General features: G+C 45.5%; 19 protein-coding genes and 1 tRNA gene. 1 reads left to right on the plus strand and 19 read right to left on the minus strand.

The features are described from left to right. Nucleotides 1–114: 114 nt before the first annotated feature. The 6 genes from MKY77_RS21775 to MKY77_RS21800 all read right to left on the minus strand — a co-directional run bounded on the left by MKY77_RS21775 (nucleotide 115) and on the right by MKY77_RS21800 (nucleotide 6,202). Nucleotides 115–1,299, minus strand: coding sequence for a phosphoglycerate kinase (locus MKY77_RS21775; protein ID WP_339147778.1), 1,185 nt, complete (start codon nucleotides 1,297–1,299; stop codon nucleotides 115–117). Between the two features lie 205 nt (nucleotides 1,300–1,504). Next, a complete protein-coding gene (gap, locus tag MKY77_RS21780) occupies nucleotides 1,505–2,512 on the minus strand; it encodes a type I glyceraldehyde-3-phosphate dehydrogenase (RefSeq protein ID WP_339147779.1) in 1,008 nt (335 codons plus the stop codon). A gap of 213 nt (nucleotides 2,513–2,725) precedes the next feature. Further along, nucleotides 2,726–3,745 (minus strand): sugar-binding domain-containing protein, encoded by a 1,020-nt coding sequence (locus MKY77_RS21785; RefSeq protein WP_339147780.1) that lies wholly within the window; start codon nucleotides 3,743–3,745, stop codon nucleotides 2,726–2,728. A 167-nt stretch (nucleotides 3,746–3,912) separates the two neighbouring features. Beyond that, the gene (locus MKY77_RS21790; RefSeq protein WP_339147781.1) at nucleotides 3,913–4,155 is read right to left on the minus strand and encodes a glutaredoxin family protein; all 243 of its coding nucleotides are present in this window, start codon (nucleotides 4,153–4,155) and stop codon (nucleotides 3,913–3,915) included. A 20-nt stretch (nucleotides 4,156–4,175) separates the two neighbouring features. Continuing rightward, nucleotides 4,176–5,519, minus strand: a complete 1,344-nt coding sequence (gene rpoN / locus MKY77_RS21795; RefSeq protein ID WP_339147782.1) for an RNA polymerase factor sigma-54 — start codon at nucleotides 5,517–5,519, stop codon at nucleotides 4,176–4,178. 605 nt (nucleotides 5,520–6,124) lie between these two features. Next, nucleotides 6,125–6,202: transfer RNA gene (locus tag MKY77_RS21800), tRNA-Arg, on the minus strand. Between the two features lie 345 nt (nucleotides 6,203–6,547). On the opposite strand from MKY77_RS21800, the gene clpP reads away from it, so the two are divergent. Further along, complete coding sequence (gene clpP, locus MKY77_RS21805) at nucleotides 6,548–7,132, plus strand: ATP-dependent Clp endopeptidase proteolytic subunit ClpP (RefSeq protein WP_060665404.1); 585 nt, start codon at nucleotides 6,548–6,550, stop codon at nucleotides 7,130–7,132. 44 nt (nucleotides 7,133–7,176) lie between these two features. Here clpP and MKY77_RS21810 read toward each other — a convergent pair whose 3' ends face one another. From MKY77_RS21810 to hisD, 13 genes are all read right to left on the minus strand, one after another. Further along, nucleotides 7,177–7,434: an HPr family phosphocarrier protein gene (locus MKY77_RS21810; RefSeq protein ID WP_063559560.1), complete on the minus strand. Its 258-nt coding sequence runs from the start codon at nucleotides 7,432–7,434 to the stop codon at nucleotides 7,177–7,179. A gap of 76 nt (nucleotides 7,435–7,510) precedes the next feature. Then, on the minus strand, nucleotides 7,511–8,455 hold the full coding sequence (whiA, locus tag MKY77_RS21815; RefSeq protein ID WP_237663072.1) for a DNA-binding protein WhiA: 945 nt from the start codon (nucleotides 8,453–8,455) through the stop codon (nucleotides 7,511–7,513). A gap of 47 nt (nucleotides 8,456–8,502) precedes the next feature. Continuing rightward, nucleotides 8,503–9,468: a YvcK family protein gene (locus tag MKY77_RS21820; protein ID WP_339147783.1), complete on the minus strand. Its 966-nt coding sequence runs from the start codon at nucleotides 9,466–9,468 to the stop codon at nucleotides 8,503–8,505. Beyond that, nucleotides 9,468–10,358 carry an RNase adapter RapZ gene (gene rapZ / locus MKY77_RS21825; RefSeq protein WP_339147784.1) on the minus strand — a complete coding sequence of 297 codons (891 nt, stop codon included), beginning with the start codon at nucleotides 10,356–10,358 and terminating at the stop codon, nucleotides 9,468–9,470. The genes MKY77_RS21820 and rapZ overlap by 1 nt, the downstream gene beginning before the upstream one ends. Before the next feature lie 46 nt (nucleotides 10,359–10,404). Beyond that, nucleotides 10,405–10,863, minus strand: a complete 459-nt coding sequence (locus tag MKY77_RS21830) for an 8-oxo-dGTP diphosphatase (RefSeq protein ID WP_339147785.1) — start codon at nucleotides 10,861–10,863, stop codon at nucleotides 10,405–10,407. Between the two features lie 618 nt (nucleotides 10,864–11,481). After that, the gene (gene trxB / locus MKY77_RS21835; protein ID WP_339147786.1) at nucleotides 11,482–12,438 is read right to left on the minus strand and encodes a thioredoxin-disulfide reductase; all 957 of its coding nucleotides are present in this window, start codon (nucleotides 12,436–12,438) and stop codon (nucleotides 11,482–11,484) included. Nucleotides 12,439–12,628: 190 nt separating this feature from the next. Continuing rightward, nucleotides 12,629–14,065 carry a tetratricopeptide repeat protein gene (locus tag MKY77_RS21840; RefSeq protein WP_339147787.1) on the minus strand — a complete coding sequence of 479 codons (1,437 nt, stop codon included), beginning with the start codon at nucleotides 14,063–14,065 and terminating at the stop codon, nucleotides 12,629–12,631. A 546-nt stretch (nucleotides 14,066–14,611) separates the two neighbouring features. Further along, nucleotides 14,612–15,286 (minus strand): bifunctional phosphoribosyl-AMP cyclohydrolase/phosphoribosyl-ATP diphosphatase HisIE, encoded by a 675-nt coding sequence (gene hisIE / locus MKY77_RS21845; RefSeq protein ID WP_339147788.1) that lies wholly within the window; start codon nucleotides 15,284–15,286, stop codon nucleotides 14,612–14,614. Further along, nucleotides 15,283–16,041, minus strand: coding sequence for an imidazole glycerol phosphate synthase subunit HisF (gene hisF, locus MKY77_RS21850; protein ID WP_339147789.1), 759 nt, complete (start codon nucleotides 16,039–16,041; stop codon nucleotides 15,283–15,285). The genes hisIE and hisF overlap by 4 nt, the downstream gene beginning before the upstream one ends. Beyond that, complete coding sequence (gene hisA / locus MKY77_RS21855) at nucleotides 16,042–16,773, minus strand: 1-(5-phosphoribosyl)-5-[(5-phosphoribosylamino)methylideneamino]imidazole-4-carboxamide isomerase (protein ID WP_339147790.1); 732 nt, start codon at nucleotides 16,771–16,773, stop codon at nucleotides 16,042–16,044. 1 nt (nucleotide 16,774) lies between these two features. Next, complete coding sequence (gene hisH / locus MKY77_RS21860) at nucleotides 16,775–17,407, minus strand: imidazole glycerol phosphate synthase subunit HisH (RefSeq protein WP_339147791.1); 633 nt, start codon at nucleotides 17,405–17,407, stop codon at nucleotides 16,775–16,777. Nucleotides 17,408–17,410: 3 nt separating this feature from the next. Continuing rightward, nucleotides 17,411–17,998 (minus strand): imidazoleglycerol-phosphate dehydratase HisB, encoded by a 588-nt coding sequence (hisB, locus tag MKY77_RS21865; RefSeq protein ID WP_339147792.1) that lies wholly within the window; start codon nucleotides 17,996–17,998, stop codon nucleotides 17,411–17,413. A 121-nt stretch (nucleotides 17,999–18,119) separates the two neighbouring features. Then, nucleotides 18,120–19,397 (minus strand): histidinol dehydrogenase, encoded by a 1,278-nt coding sequence (gene hisD, locus MKY77_RS21870; protein ID WP_339147793.1) that lies wholly within the window; start codon nucleotides 19,395–19,397, stop codon nucleotides 18,120–18,122.

Below are 19,397 nucleotides of genomic sequence, written 5' to 3' on the forward strand. Positions count from 1 at the left end.
GCGCTGCTGGAGCCTCCTCGGCTTTCGCCTGCGGGGTCTCCACCTAGCGCTATCTCCCTCAGGAGTCTTCGCCTTTTGCTCCAATCAACAGCTAGAAACTTTATAATACAAAAATTACTTATCGTTCAGCGCAACTACTCCTGGAAGTTCTTTGCCTTCCATGAATTCTAGGGATGCGCCTCCACCAGTTGAGATATGGCTCATTTTGTCTGCGAGGTTGAATTTTTCAACAGCAGCCGCAGAGTCTCCTCCACCGATGACAGAGTATGTATCGGTAGCTTCTGCCAGGGCTTCACCTACTGCTTTCGTGCCGCCAGCAAATGCATCTAGTTCGAATACTCCCATTGGTCCATTCCAGATGACTAGCTTGGAGTTCTTGATGACATCCGCGTAGATTTCACGTGATTTAGGTCCGCAATCAAGGCCTTCCCAGTCGCTTGGAATTTCTTCAACAGGTACGATTTGCGTGTTTGCGTCGTTGGAGAAATCATCTGCTACGACTACATCCACAGGCATGTACATGTTCACGCCTTTTTCTTTTGCTTGTTCCATGAAGGATTTAGCAAGATCGATTTTGTCTTCTTCTAGTAAGGATTTCCCTACACCATAGCCTTTTGCCTTGATGAACGTGTATGCCAGTCCACCACCGATGATTAGGTTGTCCACTTTGTTTAGAAGATTTTCAATCACACCGATTTTATCTTTAACCTTTGCTCCACCGATGATCGCCGTGAAAGGACGCTCAGGGTTGGATAGGGCTTTTCCTAGTACTTCTAATTCTTTTTCCATTAAGAGGCCTGCAACTGCCGGTAAGTGCTGGGCAATACCTTCTGTGGAAGCATGTGCACGGTGAGCAGCGCCGAATGCGTCATTCACATACACGTCTGCAAGCTCAGCGAACGCCTTTGCAAGTTCTGGATCGTTTTTCTCTTCACCAGGGTAGAAACGAACGTTTTCTAATAAAAGAACGTCTCCCTCACTCATCTCGCTTACCAATGCTTGTACGGAATCTCCGTAAGCTTCATCCGCTTTTTTCACATCTTTTCCAAGAAGCTCTTGTAGACGAGCTGCAACCGCATTTAAGCGAAGCTCTTCGACTACTTGCCCTTTTGGACGTCCTAAGTGGCTTGCAAGTAAGACTTTCGCGCCGTTATCCACTAGGTGCTTGATTGTTGGCAATGCAGCACGGATACGGGTTTCGTCAGTTACTTGTCCGTCCTTCATCGGTACGTTAAAGTCCACACGACAAAATACGCGTTTGCCTTTGACGTCGATGTCACGAATACTTTTCTTGTTCATTGAAACGGCCTCCCTTTAAAGGAAATTTGTTTGGTACTGAGTGATTTCAGTAGGAGTCAAGTGACTTCCGCTTCCATCACATCAATAAAGTCTTTATAAACATGAAAAGAGGGAGGGGTGTGTTCCCCAATCCCCCTCTACTTCACATGTCTTATTATAGAATGCTGATAAGGTTTATCCAAGCAATATCTTTTTGCTATGAAAATTATAGTCCTTTAGCAGCGATGTATTTCGCTAGGTCTACTACACGGTGAGAGTATCCGCTCTCGTTGTCGTACCAAGAGATTACTTTAACCATGTTGCCTTCCATTACCATTGTGGATAATGCGTCGATTGTAGAAGACTCAGGGTTACCATTGTAGTCACCAGATACTAGTGGCTCTTCAGAGTAACCAAGAATTCCTTTTAATTCGCCTTCAGCCGCTGCTTGGAACGCTGCGTTTACTTCTTCAGCCGTTACGTCTTTGTCAAGCTCAGCTACAAGGTCAACTAGAGAAACGTTTGGAGTTGGAACACGCATTGCTCCACCATTCAATTTACCTTTTAGTTCAGGTAATACTAGAGATACTGCTTTTGCAGCTCCAGTAGTTGTAGGGATGATGTTCTCAGCTGCTGCACGCGCACGACGGTAGTCTTTGTGTGGCAAGTCTAAGATTTGTTGGTCATTTGTGTAAGAGTGAACAGTTGTCATCATTCCACGTTTGATACCGAACTTGTCGTTCAATATTTTCGCGAATGGCGCCAAGCAGTTAGTCGTACAAGATGCGTTAGAGATAACGTTGTGGTTATCTGCATCGTACTTGTCTTCGTTAACACCCATTACGATTGTGATATCTTCATCAGATGCAGGTGCGGAGATGATTACTTTCTTCGCTCCAGCTTCTAAGTGTTTCGCAGCGTCTGCACGCTTTGTGAAGAATCCAGTAGATTCCACTACTACTTCTACTCCAAGCTCACCCCAAGATAATTTCGCTGGGTCGCGCTCAGCTGTTACTTTGATTGTTTTGCCGTCAACAACTAGGTTGTCGCCGTCTACTTTCACGTCCGCAGCTAGTTTGCCGTGTACGCTGTCATATTTTAAAAGGTGTGCAAGCATGTTAGCGTCAGTTAAGTCGTTAACTGCTACTACTTCTACCTCAGAGTTGTTAAGTGCTGCGCGGAATACGTTACGTCCAATACGTCCAAATCCGTTAATACCAATCTTTACTGCCATGTTAAGTTCCTCCTTAGTTTTTCTAAGAATTTTTTTGGGGGGTGGCTGTGCTGAACACGCATTTGATTTCCACAAAAGGCTCCGCTTTCCGCGGGCGGTCCGGGAGCCTCCTCGGCTTTTCGCGTGTGGGGTCTCCCATGTCCTCCCGCAGGAGTCTACGCCTTTTGCTCCAATCACATGCTGATGTTCACTTAGCCTTTATAGAAGGGATGTTTAGTCCCTAATTAACTCTTTTGCTGCTCCTTCATCCGTGATGAGGATGGTGTGGGGAGCTTTTTTTAGATACGCTTGAATCGCTTTTGCCTTCGAGGCACCGCCGGCTACTGCAATCACACATTGTATCTTTTCCAAATCTGCGAGCTGCATTCCTACCGTCTGCACTTTGTGTACTACTTCTCCGGCTTCATTAAAGTAGTAACCGAAAGCTTCTGCCACGGCGCTAGCCTGTTCGATCTTACGCATATTCTCCGGCGCTGTTTTACGGCGCTCTGCCATTGTTTTAGCGTCTCCAATTCCATGAATAACCATACTAGAATTTTTGATGAGGGAAATCACTTCTTTTATTGAAGGCTCCTCAATCATCGACTGGTAGGATTCATGGCTCAGTGAATCAGGTATATGCAAGAGCCTGTAGTCGCCCGAAGCCTTCTCCGCCATGGTGGCACAGATGGAGTTCGACTGGTTTTGCACCTTTTCACCAAGACCGCCTCGAGCCGGGACAAATAGCAAGTTGCGATTCTTTGTGTCGGGTGTCATCATTTCCGCTACGGAGGAAACAGTCGTTCCGCCAGCTACGGCAATGATATTGTCGTCATGGAATCGTTCTCGCATGGTTGCCACGCTTGCACGGCCGAGTTCCTTCTTCACCCAAGGGGATTGGTCACTGTCACCCGGAACCACGACAACTTTTGTAATCCCTAACTTTTCTTCTATTCCCGCTTCCAACAGCTTTAAACCGGAAACCTCTTTCATGATCTCTTCCAGGTCCTTGATAAGGAATTCCCCTTCACTCGTCAATGTCATGCCGGCAACACTCACAAGAATCAGGTTCTGTGCTTTGAGAAAATCTACCTCGCTTCTCAGCACACGTTCACTCAAACCCAGACTACCTGATAAGCTTCTTCTTCCAATCGGCTGCATCAACCTTATGTATCTCAGGATCTCGTATCGTTTCTGCATAATGGAAAGAAGATCAGGCAACAATTTCTTTTGTACTTCAATAATCTGCTTCATTATAGCTTCCCCTTCAGAGTGTGTATTTTACCTGATGGACAAAATAACGTCCGCTTTCTGGACGTTTAACGTCCCGCTATGACATATTATGTCCCAGTAGCGGTAAAAAAAATCACCCTTGCTACAAGTTGATTGTAACAAAGGTGAAACCCTTATGCAACTAGGGTTTAGCGGATTTTTTTAAGTAAACGCTTTCTTACTTCTTCTTTGTTCACTTGCCCATAAGCAAGCATTTCTCCCTCATGCTCCACTACCGGGATCATAAGCTGATATTTTTCCAAAAGAACATCGTCTTTATAGATATCAAATTCTTCTATTGTAAAATTATATTCGGATTGCAGCTCTTTTAGCTTTGTTTTTGCTTTATCACAAAGTGGGCAATCCACCTTTGTAAAAAATTGAAGGTTCATTTTTGCATCTGCCTTTCTATCTAGTCATACCTTTTTCTCATGGAGGAACTCGGTATGTTCAAAAGATCCCTGTATTTTGCCACCGTTCTCCGCGAGATAGTTATATGATACTGCTTTTGCAAGATGTTTGTCAGCTGCTGATCGGACAAAGGCCTCTGTTTGTTTTCATTTTTCACCAGTTCTTCGACAAGCTGCTGTACCTGCTTTGTCGACGTTTCCTCTTCATACTGCCGTGTAAGCCCTTGGCTGAAAAAATATTTCAGTTCGAACATCCCGTATGGTGTCTGCACGTATTTTTCCTTTGTCGCACGGCTCACGGTGGACTCATGAATATCAAGCCTTGTCGCAATATCTTTTAATGTTAGCGGTTTCAAAAAAGAGGGTCCGTTAAAGAAGAAAGATTGCTGAGTTTGGAGGATCTCTTCCATCACTTTTACAAGGGTGTATTTGCGGTGCTCCATGCTTTTGACGATCCAATGGCATTGTTGCAGCTTTTCCTGTAGATAGGATTCTAGTTCGTTCTTACTTTTAAGTGCGGCCTCGTTTTGCTTGTTTATTTTTATTTGAGGAATGATTTCTTCATTCAATGATACGACGAATTGGTTTTGATGCTTTTGGACGACCAGGTCCGGAATGATGTACTTGGGCCTTTCTGTTGTTTCATACTTATTTCCTGGACGCGGGTTCAATTGGACAATTTCATCGTGAATTCCCTGTATCTGTTTAAGGCTGATGGCATACTTTTTGGCAAGCGTCTTCCACGCTTTTTCAGCAAAAAGAGTGAAGTCGTTCTCAAGTATCGCCTCTGCCATTTCGTTCCGGTTTGACTGCTCCCTGCGTCTTAATTGCAGCAACAAGCATTCCTGAAGATTTCTCGCACCCACTCCAGCTGGTTCCAGTTGTTTAATGTGAGTAAGCAGCTTTTCGATTGTTTCTGTTGTTGTCTTTAGCTGCTTCGTAATGGACGCTGGATCCTCTTGAATGTAGCCATTCGGATCCATGTACTGGATGACTCGTCTTGCAAGCTTTCTCTCTTCGGGTGAGAGCGGGCTGTCGACTAGTTGCTGTTCTATATATTGCTGGAGGGTTTCTCCATGCTTGCTGAAGTTTTCGATGGAAAAGGTTTGTAGAGTGGTGGTTCCAATCTTCCTTGGTTTAAGTCGCTGCACCCTTGAAGAGGCAAGCTCCCTTTGTGTAGCTGGCATTTTCAGCTCCATAAGCGGATTCTCCAGTGACTGCTCCTTCAGGAAATCAACCATCTCAAGCGTCGAATACTGCAACAACGTAATCGCCTGCTTCAGCTCCTGCGTCATCGCAAGCCTCAACGACTGCTCCTGATACAAACCAACGGACTGCTTCATCATACTTACCATTCCTCCTCCGGCCACTCTCCGATCCAGTTTTCGGTCTCTCCCTATATTCTACATGAGTTTGTGGGACTTGTAAGCTTTAAAAATCTTCCTTTAGGGGTCAGACCCCGGCAGGAATTTCTCCACCTATGTCGAAGGGCGATCTTTTTTGCTAGCGGTGCTTGCTAATTATTCTATTTTATTATGGTGTTTGGATTGTCATACTTAATTTTCATGGTGAATGGTGAGATTTTGGGGTGAAGTTGGGATTGGGAGTTGCTGGTGGGTGAGGCTACAGGGGAGTTATTTTCCGTTAGGGATGATTTATTTTCCGTTAGTGGAATTTTACTTTCCGTTAAGGGATGTTTATTTTCCGTTAGTCCATTATTCGATCCAAAACTCATAAAATACTTTCCCTTTCCCTAAATCTAAATGACTATGGGTAAAAGAAAAGGCATTCCACCATATAGCCGGGATGCCTTTAGACAAAATAAAAACCCAGTGTGCCGACACTGGGTGGATAGATCATATAAGATAACGGCCCTTGTCCGTTACAAGTAATACTATAACACGTTTATCAATTGCGTTTCAAAAGTAAGTTTTTCCAATATAGAAATCAATGGCGCGCTCGGAGGGATTCGAACCCCCGCATGACGCGGTACCGGAAACCACCGCTCTATCCCCTGAGCTACGAGCGCACGCTGCAAATGGAACTTTATTAATATACCAAATTATACACCAGTTGTCGAGAGGCGGGCAATAGTCTATTCATAGCAACCCTATAAAAAATACATATATCCCCCTCTAGAATACGGTTTGAAGTTTAATTCCACCCCAGAGTGGATATGATTATGTACATGGGGAAAAATGGGGGTATTTGCGATGGTTTTTATTTGACCATTCTTGACCTTGTATGTATGATAAAAGTACATAAAGTTTTAGTAATACTTACTAATTTGATAGAGGTTCACCATGGTGTTTACCCATTTTTACATATGAACCCTTATCAATTTAAAACTTAAATTTCAAGGAGGAAAAGTGAGATGAACTTAATTCCTACAGTTATTGAACAAACGAGCCGCGGGGAACGCGCGTATGACATTTACTCCCGTCTATTAAAAGACCGTATCATCATGCTTGGAAGTGCAATTGATGACAATGTTGCAAACTCCATTGTGTCTCAGCTTCTATTCTTGGCAGCGGAAGATCCTGATAAGGATATCTCCCTTTACATCAACAGCCCGGGTGGATCCATCACAGCTGGTATGGCCATCTACGATACAATGAACTTCATTAAGCCAAATGTTAGCACAATGTGCGTGGGTATGGCTGCTTCCATGGGGGCATTCCTACTTGCAGCTGGTGCTAAAGGCAAGCGTTTCGCTCTTCCTAACAGTGAAGTCATGATTCACCAACCACTTGGTGGAGCACAAGGTCAAGCAACGGAAATTGAGATTGCTGCAAAACGCATCTTGTTCCTACGCGAAAAGCTGAACACGATCCTATCCGAGCAAACTGGTCAACCAATTGAAGTGATCTCCCGCGACACAGACCGCGACAACTTCATGACAGCTGACCGCGCATTGGAATACGGACTAATCGACAAAGTTATCCGTAATAATAACTAAGAAAAAATAAAACCGGGCTTCCCATCAAGGGGAGACCCGGTTTTTTAGTTCTCTTGCTGAACGTATTCTGTTAATGCCGCAATTGCATCCTCTTCATCGTGACCGTCAGCGATTAGCGTAATCGTTGTTCCGGAGCTGATTGCAAGGCTCATTAGGCCCATGATGCTTTTCGCATTTACTTTCTTGCCGTCTTTTTCTAGAAAAACCTCGCTTGAGAAGCGGTTTGCTTCTTGTACGAAAAGGGCAGCCGGACGTGCTTGTAAGCCCGTTTTCAAACGTACATCCACTTGTTTTTGTACCATGTGTATTCCTCCTCTATCCAATTTTATGTTGGCTGATCCGATAGCCGTCCCTCAATCGCGAAGGCCCCTCACAGCTTTATTTAACAGATTCCCCTGCACGTAATTTATCGGCAATTTCATCTATTTTCCGTAGTCGGTGATTAATGCCGGATTTGCTGATGGTCCCACTTGATACCATCTCGCCAAGCTCCTTCAAGGTCACATCCTGATAGGTGACACGCAGCTCTGCTATTTCGCGAAGCTTGTCAGGTAGAATCCCAAGCCCGACCGTGCTGTCAATAAAACGGATGTTTTCTACCTGCCGGATGGCTGCACCGATTGTTTTATTAAGATTGGCTGTTTCACAGTTTACCAATCGGTTGACTGAATTCCGCATGTCTCGCACAATCCTAATATCCTCGAATTTCAGCAACGCCTGATGTGCGCCAATGATACTCAGAAATTCCGCAATCTTCTCCGCCTCTTTCAGGTACGTGATATACCCCTTCTTACGCTCCAGCGTTTTACTGTTTAAGTGAAACATATTCATGAGCTCGCACAAAGATTCATTGTGTTCATGATAGAGCGAGAAAATCTCGAGATGATAAGAGGACGTCTCCGGATTGTTGACAGAGCCTCCTGCTAAAAAGGCTCCGCGCAAATAGGAGCGTTTGCAACATTTTTTGGCAATCAGTTCCTCTGAAATATCACGGACAAATGTGAAGCCGTCCTTCAATATTTTCAATTCATCCAAAATATAATGGGCCTGCTCTGCATACCGTACGATGTAGACGTTATTCTTTTTCAATCTCATTTTCTTACGTACAAGCAATTCGACACGCACATCGTATATCCTTTTTGTCAGCGTATAGATTCTGCGGGCAATCGCAGCATTTTCAGTTTGGATATCCAAAATCAGTTTCCGATTGGAAAAGGACAGCGATCCGTTCATCCTGATAAGTGCCGCAAGCTCTGCCTTTACGCAACAGTCTTTCGTTTCTATGGTGGTCAGTTCTTTTTTTGTTTCAGAAGCGTAGGACATCGTTGATCACCCCCAGTCTAATTTTCCTTGCATCCGGTTGCATCTATCTATTCGTCTTTTTTGATCATTGAATATAAAAGCGCTGCCACTTTTTGGGTGTCATGACGAATGACCCCGTCCTCGTAGCGAATGATTTTGTCATGCACAATCTCTAGCCCAAGGTTTGACAAGGCCGCGATATCGTACACGACCGGTGTTGCCGATTCTTTTTTATAACGCATGGCGATCTCCTCAGGAATACCTTCCTCATTTACCAGGATCGTATCCATGAAGCTGCAGCCAAGGTGGTCATAAAGTGCCTTGACATGGTCGCTTGCCGTGTATTCCAACGTTTCGCCAGCCTGTGTCATGACATTGCAGATATACACCTTTTTGGCATGCGCGTTGCACACCGCCTCGCCGATCTTTGGGACAAGGAGGTTTGGCAGGATGCTGGTGTAAAGGCTTCCAGGACCTACAATGATGAGATCAGCCTTCTCTATTTCCTCAACCGATTCCTGCAAGGGCTCGACGTTCTCTGGTGTTAGGAATACCCGTTTGATTTTTTGCCCATGAGCGGGGATTTTCGATTCTCCTGTAACGATGGAACCATCCACCATCTCCGCATGTAAAACAACGCTTTGATTTGCAGCAGGGAGAACCTTTCCTCTGACATTCAATACTTTGCTCATTTCACGAATGGCATGGACAAAGTCGCCTGTAATCGTAGTCATGGCAGCAAGGAGCAGATTACCCAGTGAATGACCGGATAACCCGTTTCCGGTTGCAAAGCGATGCTGAAACAAATCCTCGATTAGTGGTTCCACATCCGATAACGCCGCCAAGACATTGCGGACATCCCCCGGTGGAGGTATGTGCAGCTCATCACGCAATCTTCCAGAGCTTCCGCCATCATCGGCGACCGTTACCACTGCTGTGATATCCACATCATAATGCTTTAATCCTCGGAGCAGAACAGGAAGCCCCGTTCCGCCTCCGATAATGACAATTTTGGGTACCTTTTGACGTTTCATCAGTGTTTACCCTTTCGTTTCTCAATATCACGATGTGTAAGGAGTGTATCATATTCATCCTTAAAATGCTTCGCAAAATACTCTGCCAATGTCACGGAACGGTGCTGCCCTCCCGTACATCCAATGGCAAGCACAAGCTGGCTCTTCCCTTCCCGCTTGTAATATGGAAGCATAAAGCTCAACAAATCTCCCAGCTTTTCAATGAACTTCTGCGTTTCCGTCCATTTCAATACATAGGAGGAAACCTCTTCGTCAAGTCCTGTCATCGGTCTCATATGATCAATATAATGAGGGTTTGGCAAGAAGCGTACATCAAAAACAAGGTCTGCATCAATAGGAAGTCCGTACTTGAACCCGAAGGAAACAACATTCAATTTGAAAGTCTGTTTGGAGTGTGTAGCAAATTGTTTGAGGATTTTCTCTCTGAGTTCACGCGGTTTTAGGTTGGAAGTATCCAAGATCAGTTGGGCACGGCCCTTCAATTCTTCCAGTAGCTCACGCTCATGCTCGATCCCTTCAAGCGGCAAGCCCGATTTTGCTAATGGATGTGATCTTCTTGTTTCCTTATAACGGCTAACAAGAACAGAATCCTTCGCATCAAGGAATAGAATCTGCGGTGTTACCCATGATAATTCCGAAATGTCATCCAGCGCTTCAAACAGGCTGTCGAAAAACTCGCGTCCACGCAGGTCCATTACCAATGCCACTTTATTCATTTTATTGCCCGACTCTTCCATCAGCTCCAAAAACTTCGGAAGCAGGGTCGGAGGTAGATTATCGACACAGAAAAAGCCAAGATCCTCCAAGCTTTGGATAGTGACGGTTTTCCCCGCTCCGCTCATCCCAGTGATAATCACCAATTCCACATCACTGCTCGTACCTGTACTCATATTGTTTTCACTCCTTTAATTCTGGCTTTGGCTTTTCAATCACCAATCAGTTTGGATCCAGACGGTAGGACAACAATTCGAAATCCGGCGTGTAAGTGAACGTACCGAAAATCATGCCAGAACCTTTAATGAGATAATCGAGTATGTGAAAATCCCCTGGCGCCATTGGAAGTGTTGCAATATCCTCCTGCTTATGCCATTCGATTTTCCCTTCTTCTGATTCCTTCACATTCTGTCCGTCATACTCCGTCGCAAGGAAGGTGAACATCATCCATTCGGACACGATGTCCTTTCCCTCTTTTATCACAAATGTAAAAACACCCTTAAGGGCAGGATTTTTTAAGTAGATGCCTGTTTCTTCACGATACTCACGCACCACGGTATCTTTCACCGATTCTCCGTGCTCCATTTTTCCACCAGGTGCAACCCACCACCCACGACGTGGCTTTTGCAACAGTAGCACTTGGTCATCTTTCACTAACACACAATTTGTTACTCTTTGCATGGTTACAACCCCTTTTAATCTTAGCTGTCTAATTATAGATTTCCTTTTTCATTGGCTCTGTTAAAGCATACTGTTGATTGGAGCAATAGGCGAAGACCCCTGAGGGAGATAGCGTTTTAGGGGAGACCCCGCAGGCGCAAGCCGAGGAGGCTCCCCTAACGCCCCTAGGAAAGCAAAGCCTAGTGCGGAAATCAACAGCGATGTTTAACTGAGCCTTTTCATTAAAAATAAAACTAGCCAAGTGTATCATTTTTTATTTTACAGCAAATGCACCTATTAAGACACAATAAAGTTCTACAAATTAACGAACTCTATGTAAGGATTCCTGACAGGTATCGATTCCAGGTTGGGAACAGAGATTTGTAAACGCTTTATTTTTCAAGTATATCATAGCTTAACTATAAACTAAGCATACCCTAAAAAAAGGCATAAAAAAAGGACACGGGAAAAAGGGAACCCGTGTCATCCACTATATTTATAAAAGGGGGTCAATTACTATTTATATAATAACCGATTATTGTTTCAAAGCTGTTACAGATGCGTTAAGGCGCAGTTACGTTTTGGTTAAAGGAACATTTCGACAAGTCCCTTTATAGTTCGACATACCTATGCCGAGCTTTATTTTGCTGTGTTTGCCTTTAACTCCTCCACAAGCTCTTCCACATAGTGTTGGGCACTTTGTGCAGCGATACTTCCGTCACCTGTTGCCGTTACAATCTGACGTAACGTTTTCTCGCGGATATCACCAGCCGCAAAGATTCCAGGAATTTTCGTTTCCATTCGCTCATTTGTTTCGATATAACCCATGTCATTTGTAATTCCAAGGTTCAAGAATGGTTTTGTCAATGGTAGCATTCCCACATAGATGAACACACCATCTGTTTGGAACTCCTGCTCTTCTCCATCCTTCGTGCTCACAAGCGTCACACTGCCAACCTTGCCGTCCTTTTCGTTGATTTCTTTGATGGTGTTGCTCCAGATGAAATCGATCTTGTCGTTGTCAAATGCACGCTGTTGAAGGATTTTCTGTGCACGAAGCTCATCACGACGGTGAACTATCGTCACTTTGGATGCAAAGCGAGTCAGGTACACGCCCTCTTCCACAGCAGAGTCCCCTCCACCAACAACCACCAATTCTTTATTTTTAAAGAACGCGCCATCACAAACCGCACAGTAGGAAACTCCGCGTCCGCCAAGCTCTTTCTCACCAGGGGCACCGATTTTTTTGTACTCGGCACCACTTGCTATGATTACTGTACGTCCTTTATAAGATTTACTGCCAGCGTTCACTGTTTTATATTCTTTTCCATCAATAACTTCTTTCACATCACCATATGCATATTCGGCACCAAACTTCTTCGCATGCTCGAACATTTTAGTGGATAGCTCAGGTCCAAGGATATGGTCAAAGCCAGGGTAGTTCTCGACTTCCTCTGTGTTTGCCATCTGTCCACCCGGCATTCCGCGCTCGATCATCAACGTGCTCAAATTAGCACGGGATGTGTAAACTGCAGAAGTCATCCCCGCAGGTCCTGCTCCAATAATGATCACATCATAAATTTTTTCCTCTGTCATGTTGCCCACTCCTTTAACTCTTTTACTGCTTTATGATAACCCTATTTTCATCCGATTTTAGATATATAATTACGGAACACCCTTATAAAGTATTCCCAGTTACTATCCTATATAACAGGTGGGTTGTCCGTCCAACTATTTGCTCATAAGAAATCAGCAAAAAAACCGAACCTTTACTCAGGCCCGGCCTTTAAGATAAAGTAGCAACCAATTCCTCTACTCTTTTGATGTATTTCCTTAAAGTACTTTCAGAAACCTCATATGTTTCCACCAACTCTTTTTGAGTCACTGCATAACCATTCCCTTTGCTCCAGACATAGGCAAAAGCCCCAGCCCAAGCAGGTGCATTCGTGAAAGTAACGGCTTCCTTCGATGCGCGTGCATAAAGGTCAAACCATTCTTTTACGGTCGAATCGACCTGTTTCTTTTTTAAAAGTTTTGCAATTTCATACCCATTGACCACATTGACCGGTACATCCTTACGATTCAATAAGGCAAACATGGCAAATTCGCGTACAGAAGATGTGACAAAGGATTGCTCAAGTACATTTTTGACCGTTGTCTTACTTGAGAAGCTCGATTGGAAGATGTGGAAGAGCTGTTCGGCTTCTTCTTCCTCGACCGTTTTATCTTCTACATGGTTCCATGGCTCCGTGCCGGCCTTTTCAGGGTTCAACTCAAGCACTTTCGCCCATGCCTGCTCTGCGGTCGTAAATCGTTCCGTCTGATAGGCTGCATTAGCCAGCCAGAAATAAAACGTACCATCTCCTTGAAAACCGTTCTTCTGCAGAGAACGCAACCACTTGAAGGACAGTTCGTAACGTCCGATCAGCCCAAAAGTCGCGCCAAGCTTATAACGATGTTCCACTAGAATCGGTGTCACCTTTTCAAGGCGGGTTGCAAGCTCATTCATTTCCTTCACATTATTCTCGTAATGGAAAAAGACAAGCAGGTTGCATAGCGCATGCAGGTTGCCTGGATTCTTTTCCAGCACTTCCTCCAGCACATCGCGCGCCTCTGAAAGATTCCCCTTGTAGAAGTAGGCCAATGCCAAGTTATTGTATGCCGACCAGAATTGCGGATACTCTTCAATGATTTGCTCGAGTAATGCCAACGCTTCATCAAGCTCACCTTTCTCAAGCAAACCTCTGGCATTTTCCTGCATGACAATAAGGTGATCCTGACCCTCCACATAATCCTCCGGTTCGTCCGTCTCGATTTCCAAAAGATCTATCAAATCTTCCGTATCCTCCACGAACTCCCCGTCCGGCTCCATCGTCAAATATTCCTCGGCATGCTTCCTAGCCTCCTGGAACAATCCCAAATACGCATAATTGTTCGCCAAAAAGTAATGGCAGTCGTGCATATCGGGAGCCAAATCTCCTATAATTTCCTCTAAAAGTTCATTCGAACGCTGATAATCGCCAAGCTCGGTTAAAACAATCGCCAGTTGACACATAATGGATGCATCACTCGGCTTCATCGCCTCCGCACGCTGCAGCCATTTTCTTGCCTTATATAAATCCCGCTTTCTATAAGCGCGGATGCCCTTTTGAAAAAAATAATCGCCATTCTGCGCAAATGGGATGATCTTCGCAACTTGTTTCATATTCGGATTTTTTCCCATTATAGCCTCCATACAAACTTACTTACCGTTCGTAGTATAACACAACACCGCTTTGAAAGGGAGGTGGGAAATTTTGATGTTTGTTGTTTTCTGGCCTTGATAATCGGGGGTTCTTTTATACTTTAAGTGAAATACTTTATTGAAATAGCTATTTCAAAAGTTAATCTCGAACCCTACAGTTGCATCCCTTTAGAATTGGTGATTTTGAAATTTATTGAACAAACGTTTGTTTAGAAAAATCTTTATTCATATAGTATAAGTCTGGTTTTTTTGCTTTTTTGGGATTAAAACATAATTATTTCAAACTAGCTTTTTGAAAAGTAATTCTTAGTTGCGACGGCTGTATCCCTTCGTACATTTGACCTTTTATATTCGATTATACAAACGTTTGTTTGAAATTTACTATGGCAGGAAAAAAGTAGAGAGTTCCCCTTTCCCGATTTTTAAGAGTCTTGGATAAATTGAAAAGGGGGATAGTACTCTCATTAAATAAAAAACACCTCCCCAGCTGCTCGCAGGCAACCAAGGAAGTGCAACCTTATAGTTTTATTTCTCCGCTCCTCCAGGCTTTTTCGCATGACGCTCTTCCAGAACCGCCAAAACCTCATCCAAATTTACGTCCTGTTCTCGCAACAGCACCATCACATGGAAAAATAGGTCGGCAACCTCCCAAGTCAGCTCCCCGCGGTCACGATTCTTCGCGGCAATGATCACTTCCGCCGCTTCCTCGCCAACCTTCTTCAAAATCTTATCCACACCCTCTTCAAAAAGGTAGGTGGTATAAGATCCTTCTGGTTTTTCCATAGCACGCGAGGCAATCAAAGACTCCAAACGCCCCAAAATGGAAGATGCAGAATCGGCCCTCTCAACGTCTGCTCCACTACCAGCACTAGCCCCATCAACCAGCACCACCTCATGAAAACAGGTCGACTCTCCCTTATGACACGCCGGTCCATTTGGCTCCACCAACACAAGTACCGCATCCTGATCGCAGTCATAGCGCATCTCTACCACTCGCTGTGTATTGCCGGAAGTCGCTCCCTTATGCCAAAGTTCTGCACGTGACCGGCTCCAGAACCAAGTCTCCCGGGTTTCTATCGTTTTCACGAGCGATTCACCGTTCATATAAGCAAGTGTCAACACTTCCTTACTAGAAACATCTTGCACAATTGCCGGGACAAGTCCTTTTTCGTCAAACCTAACCGCTTCAAGATTGATCATCGAACCTCCACCCCTTTCTCCTTCAAGTAATTCTTCACTTCTTTTACACTTGTTTCTTTATAGTGGAAAATGGACGCGGCCAATGCTGCATCAGCCGCTCCTTCTTCAAACGCCGTAAGGAAATGCGATGCTTCCCCTGCACCACCAGAGGCAATGACCGGAACCGAAACGGCTTCACTCACCGCTTTTGTCAACGCAAGGTTGAAGCCCTTTTTCTCCCCGTCGCTGTCCATGCTTGTCAATAAAATCTCCCCGGCTCCCAACTTGACCGCTTCTCGTGCCCAGTCCACCACTTCCCAGTCCGTTTCGCGACGACCGCCATGTGTGTAGACTCTCCACGAGCCGAGACTCTCGTCATATTTTGCATCAATCGCGACCACAATGCATTGCGAACCAAAGTAATCCGATCCAGCCTGAATCAAGTAAGGATTCAGCAATGCGGCCGTGTTCAAGGAAACTTTATCCGCACCGGCACGCAACAATCGTTTCATATCTTCGATGGAGTTGATACCGCCCCCCACCGTAAACGGAATGGCCAATTTTGCCGCCACCTGCTCAACCACATCCACCATCGTTTCCCTACCTTCATGGGAAGCGGATATATCTAGGAATACCAACTCGTCGGCACCTTCTTCATCGTAAAATGCAGCAAGCTCCACCGGATCGCCGGCATCACGAAGCTCCACAAACTGGACGCCTTTCACGACACGCCCTTCTTTTACATCCAAGCAAGGTATGATTCGTTTCGTCAGCATCTATTTCACCTCTTCCAACGCTTGGGCAAGGTTTATTTTCTCCGTATAAATTGCTTTTCCAACTATGGAACCTGATACGCCATCTTTTGCAAACTCTCTCAATGCAAGTAAATCTTCCACCTCGCTTACCCCACCCGAGGCAATGACGGAAGCACCTGTCACACGGGCAAGCTCGACCGTCGCCTCAACATTTGGACCTGAAAGCATACCGTCTGTCGCGATATCCGTAAAAATGAATATCTCCGCTCCAGCATCTGCCAGTTCTTTTCCGAGTACGGTCGCCTTTACCGTGGATGTCTCCACCCAGCCTTCTGTTGCCACATAGCCATCCTTGGCATCGAGGCCGATAGCAATTCGGGAACCGCCATACTTCTTAAGCATTTCTCGCACAAAAGAAGGATCCTTGATCGCAGCACTCCCCAAGATGACACGGTCCACTCCGTTCGATAAATAGTGCTCCACGTCCCCAGCCGCCCGGATGCCACCACCGATCTGCACTTTTGCAGGCAACTCACTGGCCACCTGCAACACAAAGCGGTCATTCACCGGGGAGCCAGCCTTCGCACCGTCAAGGTCCACCATATGAATCCACTTTGCCCCTTGCTCCACGAACGTTTTCGCCATATCAAACGGGGAATCTCCGTATACCGTTTCCTTGCTATAGTCGCCTTGCAGCAGGCGCACACATTTTCCGCCGCGCATATCGATTGCCGGGTAGATGGTAAAACTCATATTATCGCTCCTCTTCCTTCACAAGGTTTACAAAGTTCTTTAGAATCGCCAAGCCGACATGGCTGCTTTTTTCCGGGTGGAACTGGGTGCCGAATACATTCGCACGACCTACCACCGCAGGCACCTGCACATCGTATGTACTGCTTGCCAATAATTCAGCTGTGTCAAAATTCTTTACATAATAGGAGTGGACAAAATAAACATAGTCCTCTGGCACACCGTCCAGAAGCAACGATGCCTGCTGAAATTCAAGCTTGTTCCATCCCATATGCGGGACCTTGTATGACACGCCATCCGCTGTTTCTCCAGGAAAGCGTTCGACCTTTCCGGTTAACAGGGACAAACCTTCTGTTCTCCCATTCTCTTCACTTTCCTCATACAACAGCTGCATGCCAAGGCAGATCCCAAGCAACTTTTTCCCACGGGCGGCTTCTTCTTTTATAAAAGAATCAAGACCCGTTTCCTGTAAAATGGACATGGCATCACGGAATGAGCCAACTCCAGGGAGGATGAGCCCTTCCGATTCAAATAACACATCCCTATCATTTGTGATGACATACTCCACATCCATCCGCTCGAGCGCCTTGGAGACGCTATATAAATTCCCCATTCCGTAATCAATGATGCCGATCATCTTCTACAACATTCCCTTCGTCGATGGTACTCCTTTAACGCGCGGATCGATTGTCGTTGCTTCATCCAGTGCGCGACCAAGCGCCTTGAATATCGCTTCAATGATGTGATGCGTGTTCGTTCCGTAGTGCACAATCACATGAAGGTTCATTCGCGCCTCCAAGGCAAGCTTCCATAAAAATTCGTGCACAAGCTCAGTGTCAAAAGTGCCGACCTTCTGGCTTGGGAATTCCGCTCTTATCTCAAGGTGAGGACGATTGCTGAGGTCCACAACCACCTGTGCAAGCGCCTCATCCATTGGCACAAACGCATTTCCATATCGTTTTATCCCCACTTTATCCCCAAGTGCATCTTTTAACGCCTGGCCAAGGCAGATCCCGATATCCTCCGTTGTGTGGTGATCATCGATATCCACATCCCCATTTGCCTGCAGGTCCAGGTTGAACTGGCCGTGCTTCGTGAAAAGGTCCAGCATATGTGTCATAAACGGAACAGGCGTCTCAAGCTTTGCCGTTCCTTCTCCATCTATCGTAAAAGCAAGCTGTATCTGCGTCTCTTTCGTATTTCTCTCTAAACTGGCTGTACGTGTCATCACAACGTCTCCTCACTTTTGCTTAGTAACTTTAATGTGCTGGCAGTGTCGATGAGTAAGCGACTTTATAGCTGTTGGTTGAAGCAGAAGGTGAAGACTTCAGCGGAAACCAACAGCGGTGTTAATTAGACCTGTTAGTAAATCGCGATTCCACCGCACGGGCATGTGCTTCTAAGCCCTCTAAACGTGCAAACGCTGCAATTTTATCCACATTATCCTTCAATGCCTGTTCACTATACATAATCACACTGGATTTTTTCACAAATTCATCCACAGATAATCCACTGGAAAAGCGTGCTGTACCGTTTGTCGGCAACACATGGTTCGGTCCGGCAAAATAATCCCCAACAGGCTCCGAGCTATATCTTCCTAAGAAAATAGCTCCTGCATGCTTGATAAAGGGCAGAAGATTCATCGCCTCAGCTGTCATCACTTCTAAATGCTCTGGTGCGAGCTCATTCACGACACGGATGGCTTCTTCCATGGTTTCTGTAACATAAATGGTGCCGTACGCCTCAATAGAAGCTCTCGCAATTGCCTCGCGTGGCAGGGTGGACAGCTGTTGCTCCACTTCCTGAACGACTTTTTCGGCAAGTGTTGAAGAAGTGGTCACAAGAACGCTGGAAGCCCGCTCATCATGCTCCGCTTGGGACAATAAGTCTGCTGCAATTTCATTTGGCCTTGCCGTATCATCAGCCAACACCACTATTTCACTAGGCCCGGCGATGCTGTCGATATCCACAAGTCCATACACTTCCTTTTTCGCAAGGGCAACAAAAATATTCCCCGGACCGACGATTTTATCCACAGGCTGGAGGCTTTCCGTACCATAGGCAAGCGCTGCGACCGCCTGTGCACCGCCGACTTTGTAGATTTCATCCACACCTAGAATATCTGCCGCGACAAGTACTCCAGCAGGCAATGTGCCATCTCCGGAAGGTGGACTTACCATCGCAATTCGTTCCACTCCTGCAACCTGTGCCGGAATGACATTCATCAACACGGAAGATGGGTAAGCTGCTTTCCCGCCCGGCACATAGACACCAATAGCATCAAGTGCTGTCACCTGCTGTCCTAGTATCGTACCATCAGATTTTGTGGATAACCACGACTGTTTTACCTGTTTTTGGTGAAAATCACGGATATTTTCCACTGCGTTGTGGATTATGTTGATAACCTGTGGGGGAATTTGTTGATAAGCTTCCTTTATCTCCCCTTTTGTCACCTTTAATGTGGACAGTTTGGCACCATCCCATTTTTCTGTGTATTCGTAAAGCGCCCTGTCACCCTTCTCTTTAACCGCTTGAATTACTTGAAGAACAGCTATCCGCTGCTCTGCCGTTCCCTGGTCAATCGACCGGCGTAATGACACCGATTCTTTTACTCTCTTTATCTTCAT

The sequence above is a fragment of the Sutcliffiella sp. FSL R7-0096 genome (genome assembly GCF_038595065.1).
In the GTDB taxonomy this organism is placed as follows: Bacteria; Bacillota; Bacilli; order Bacillales; family Bacillaceae_I; genus Sutcliffiella_A.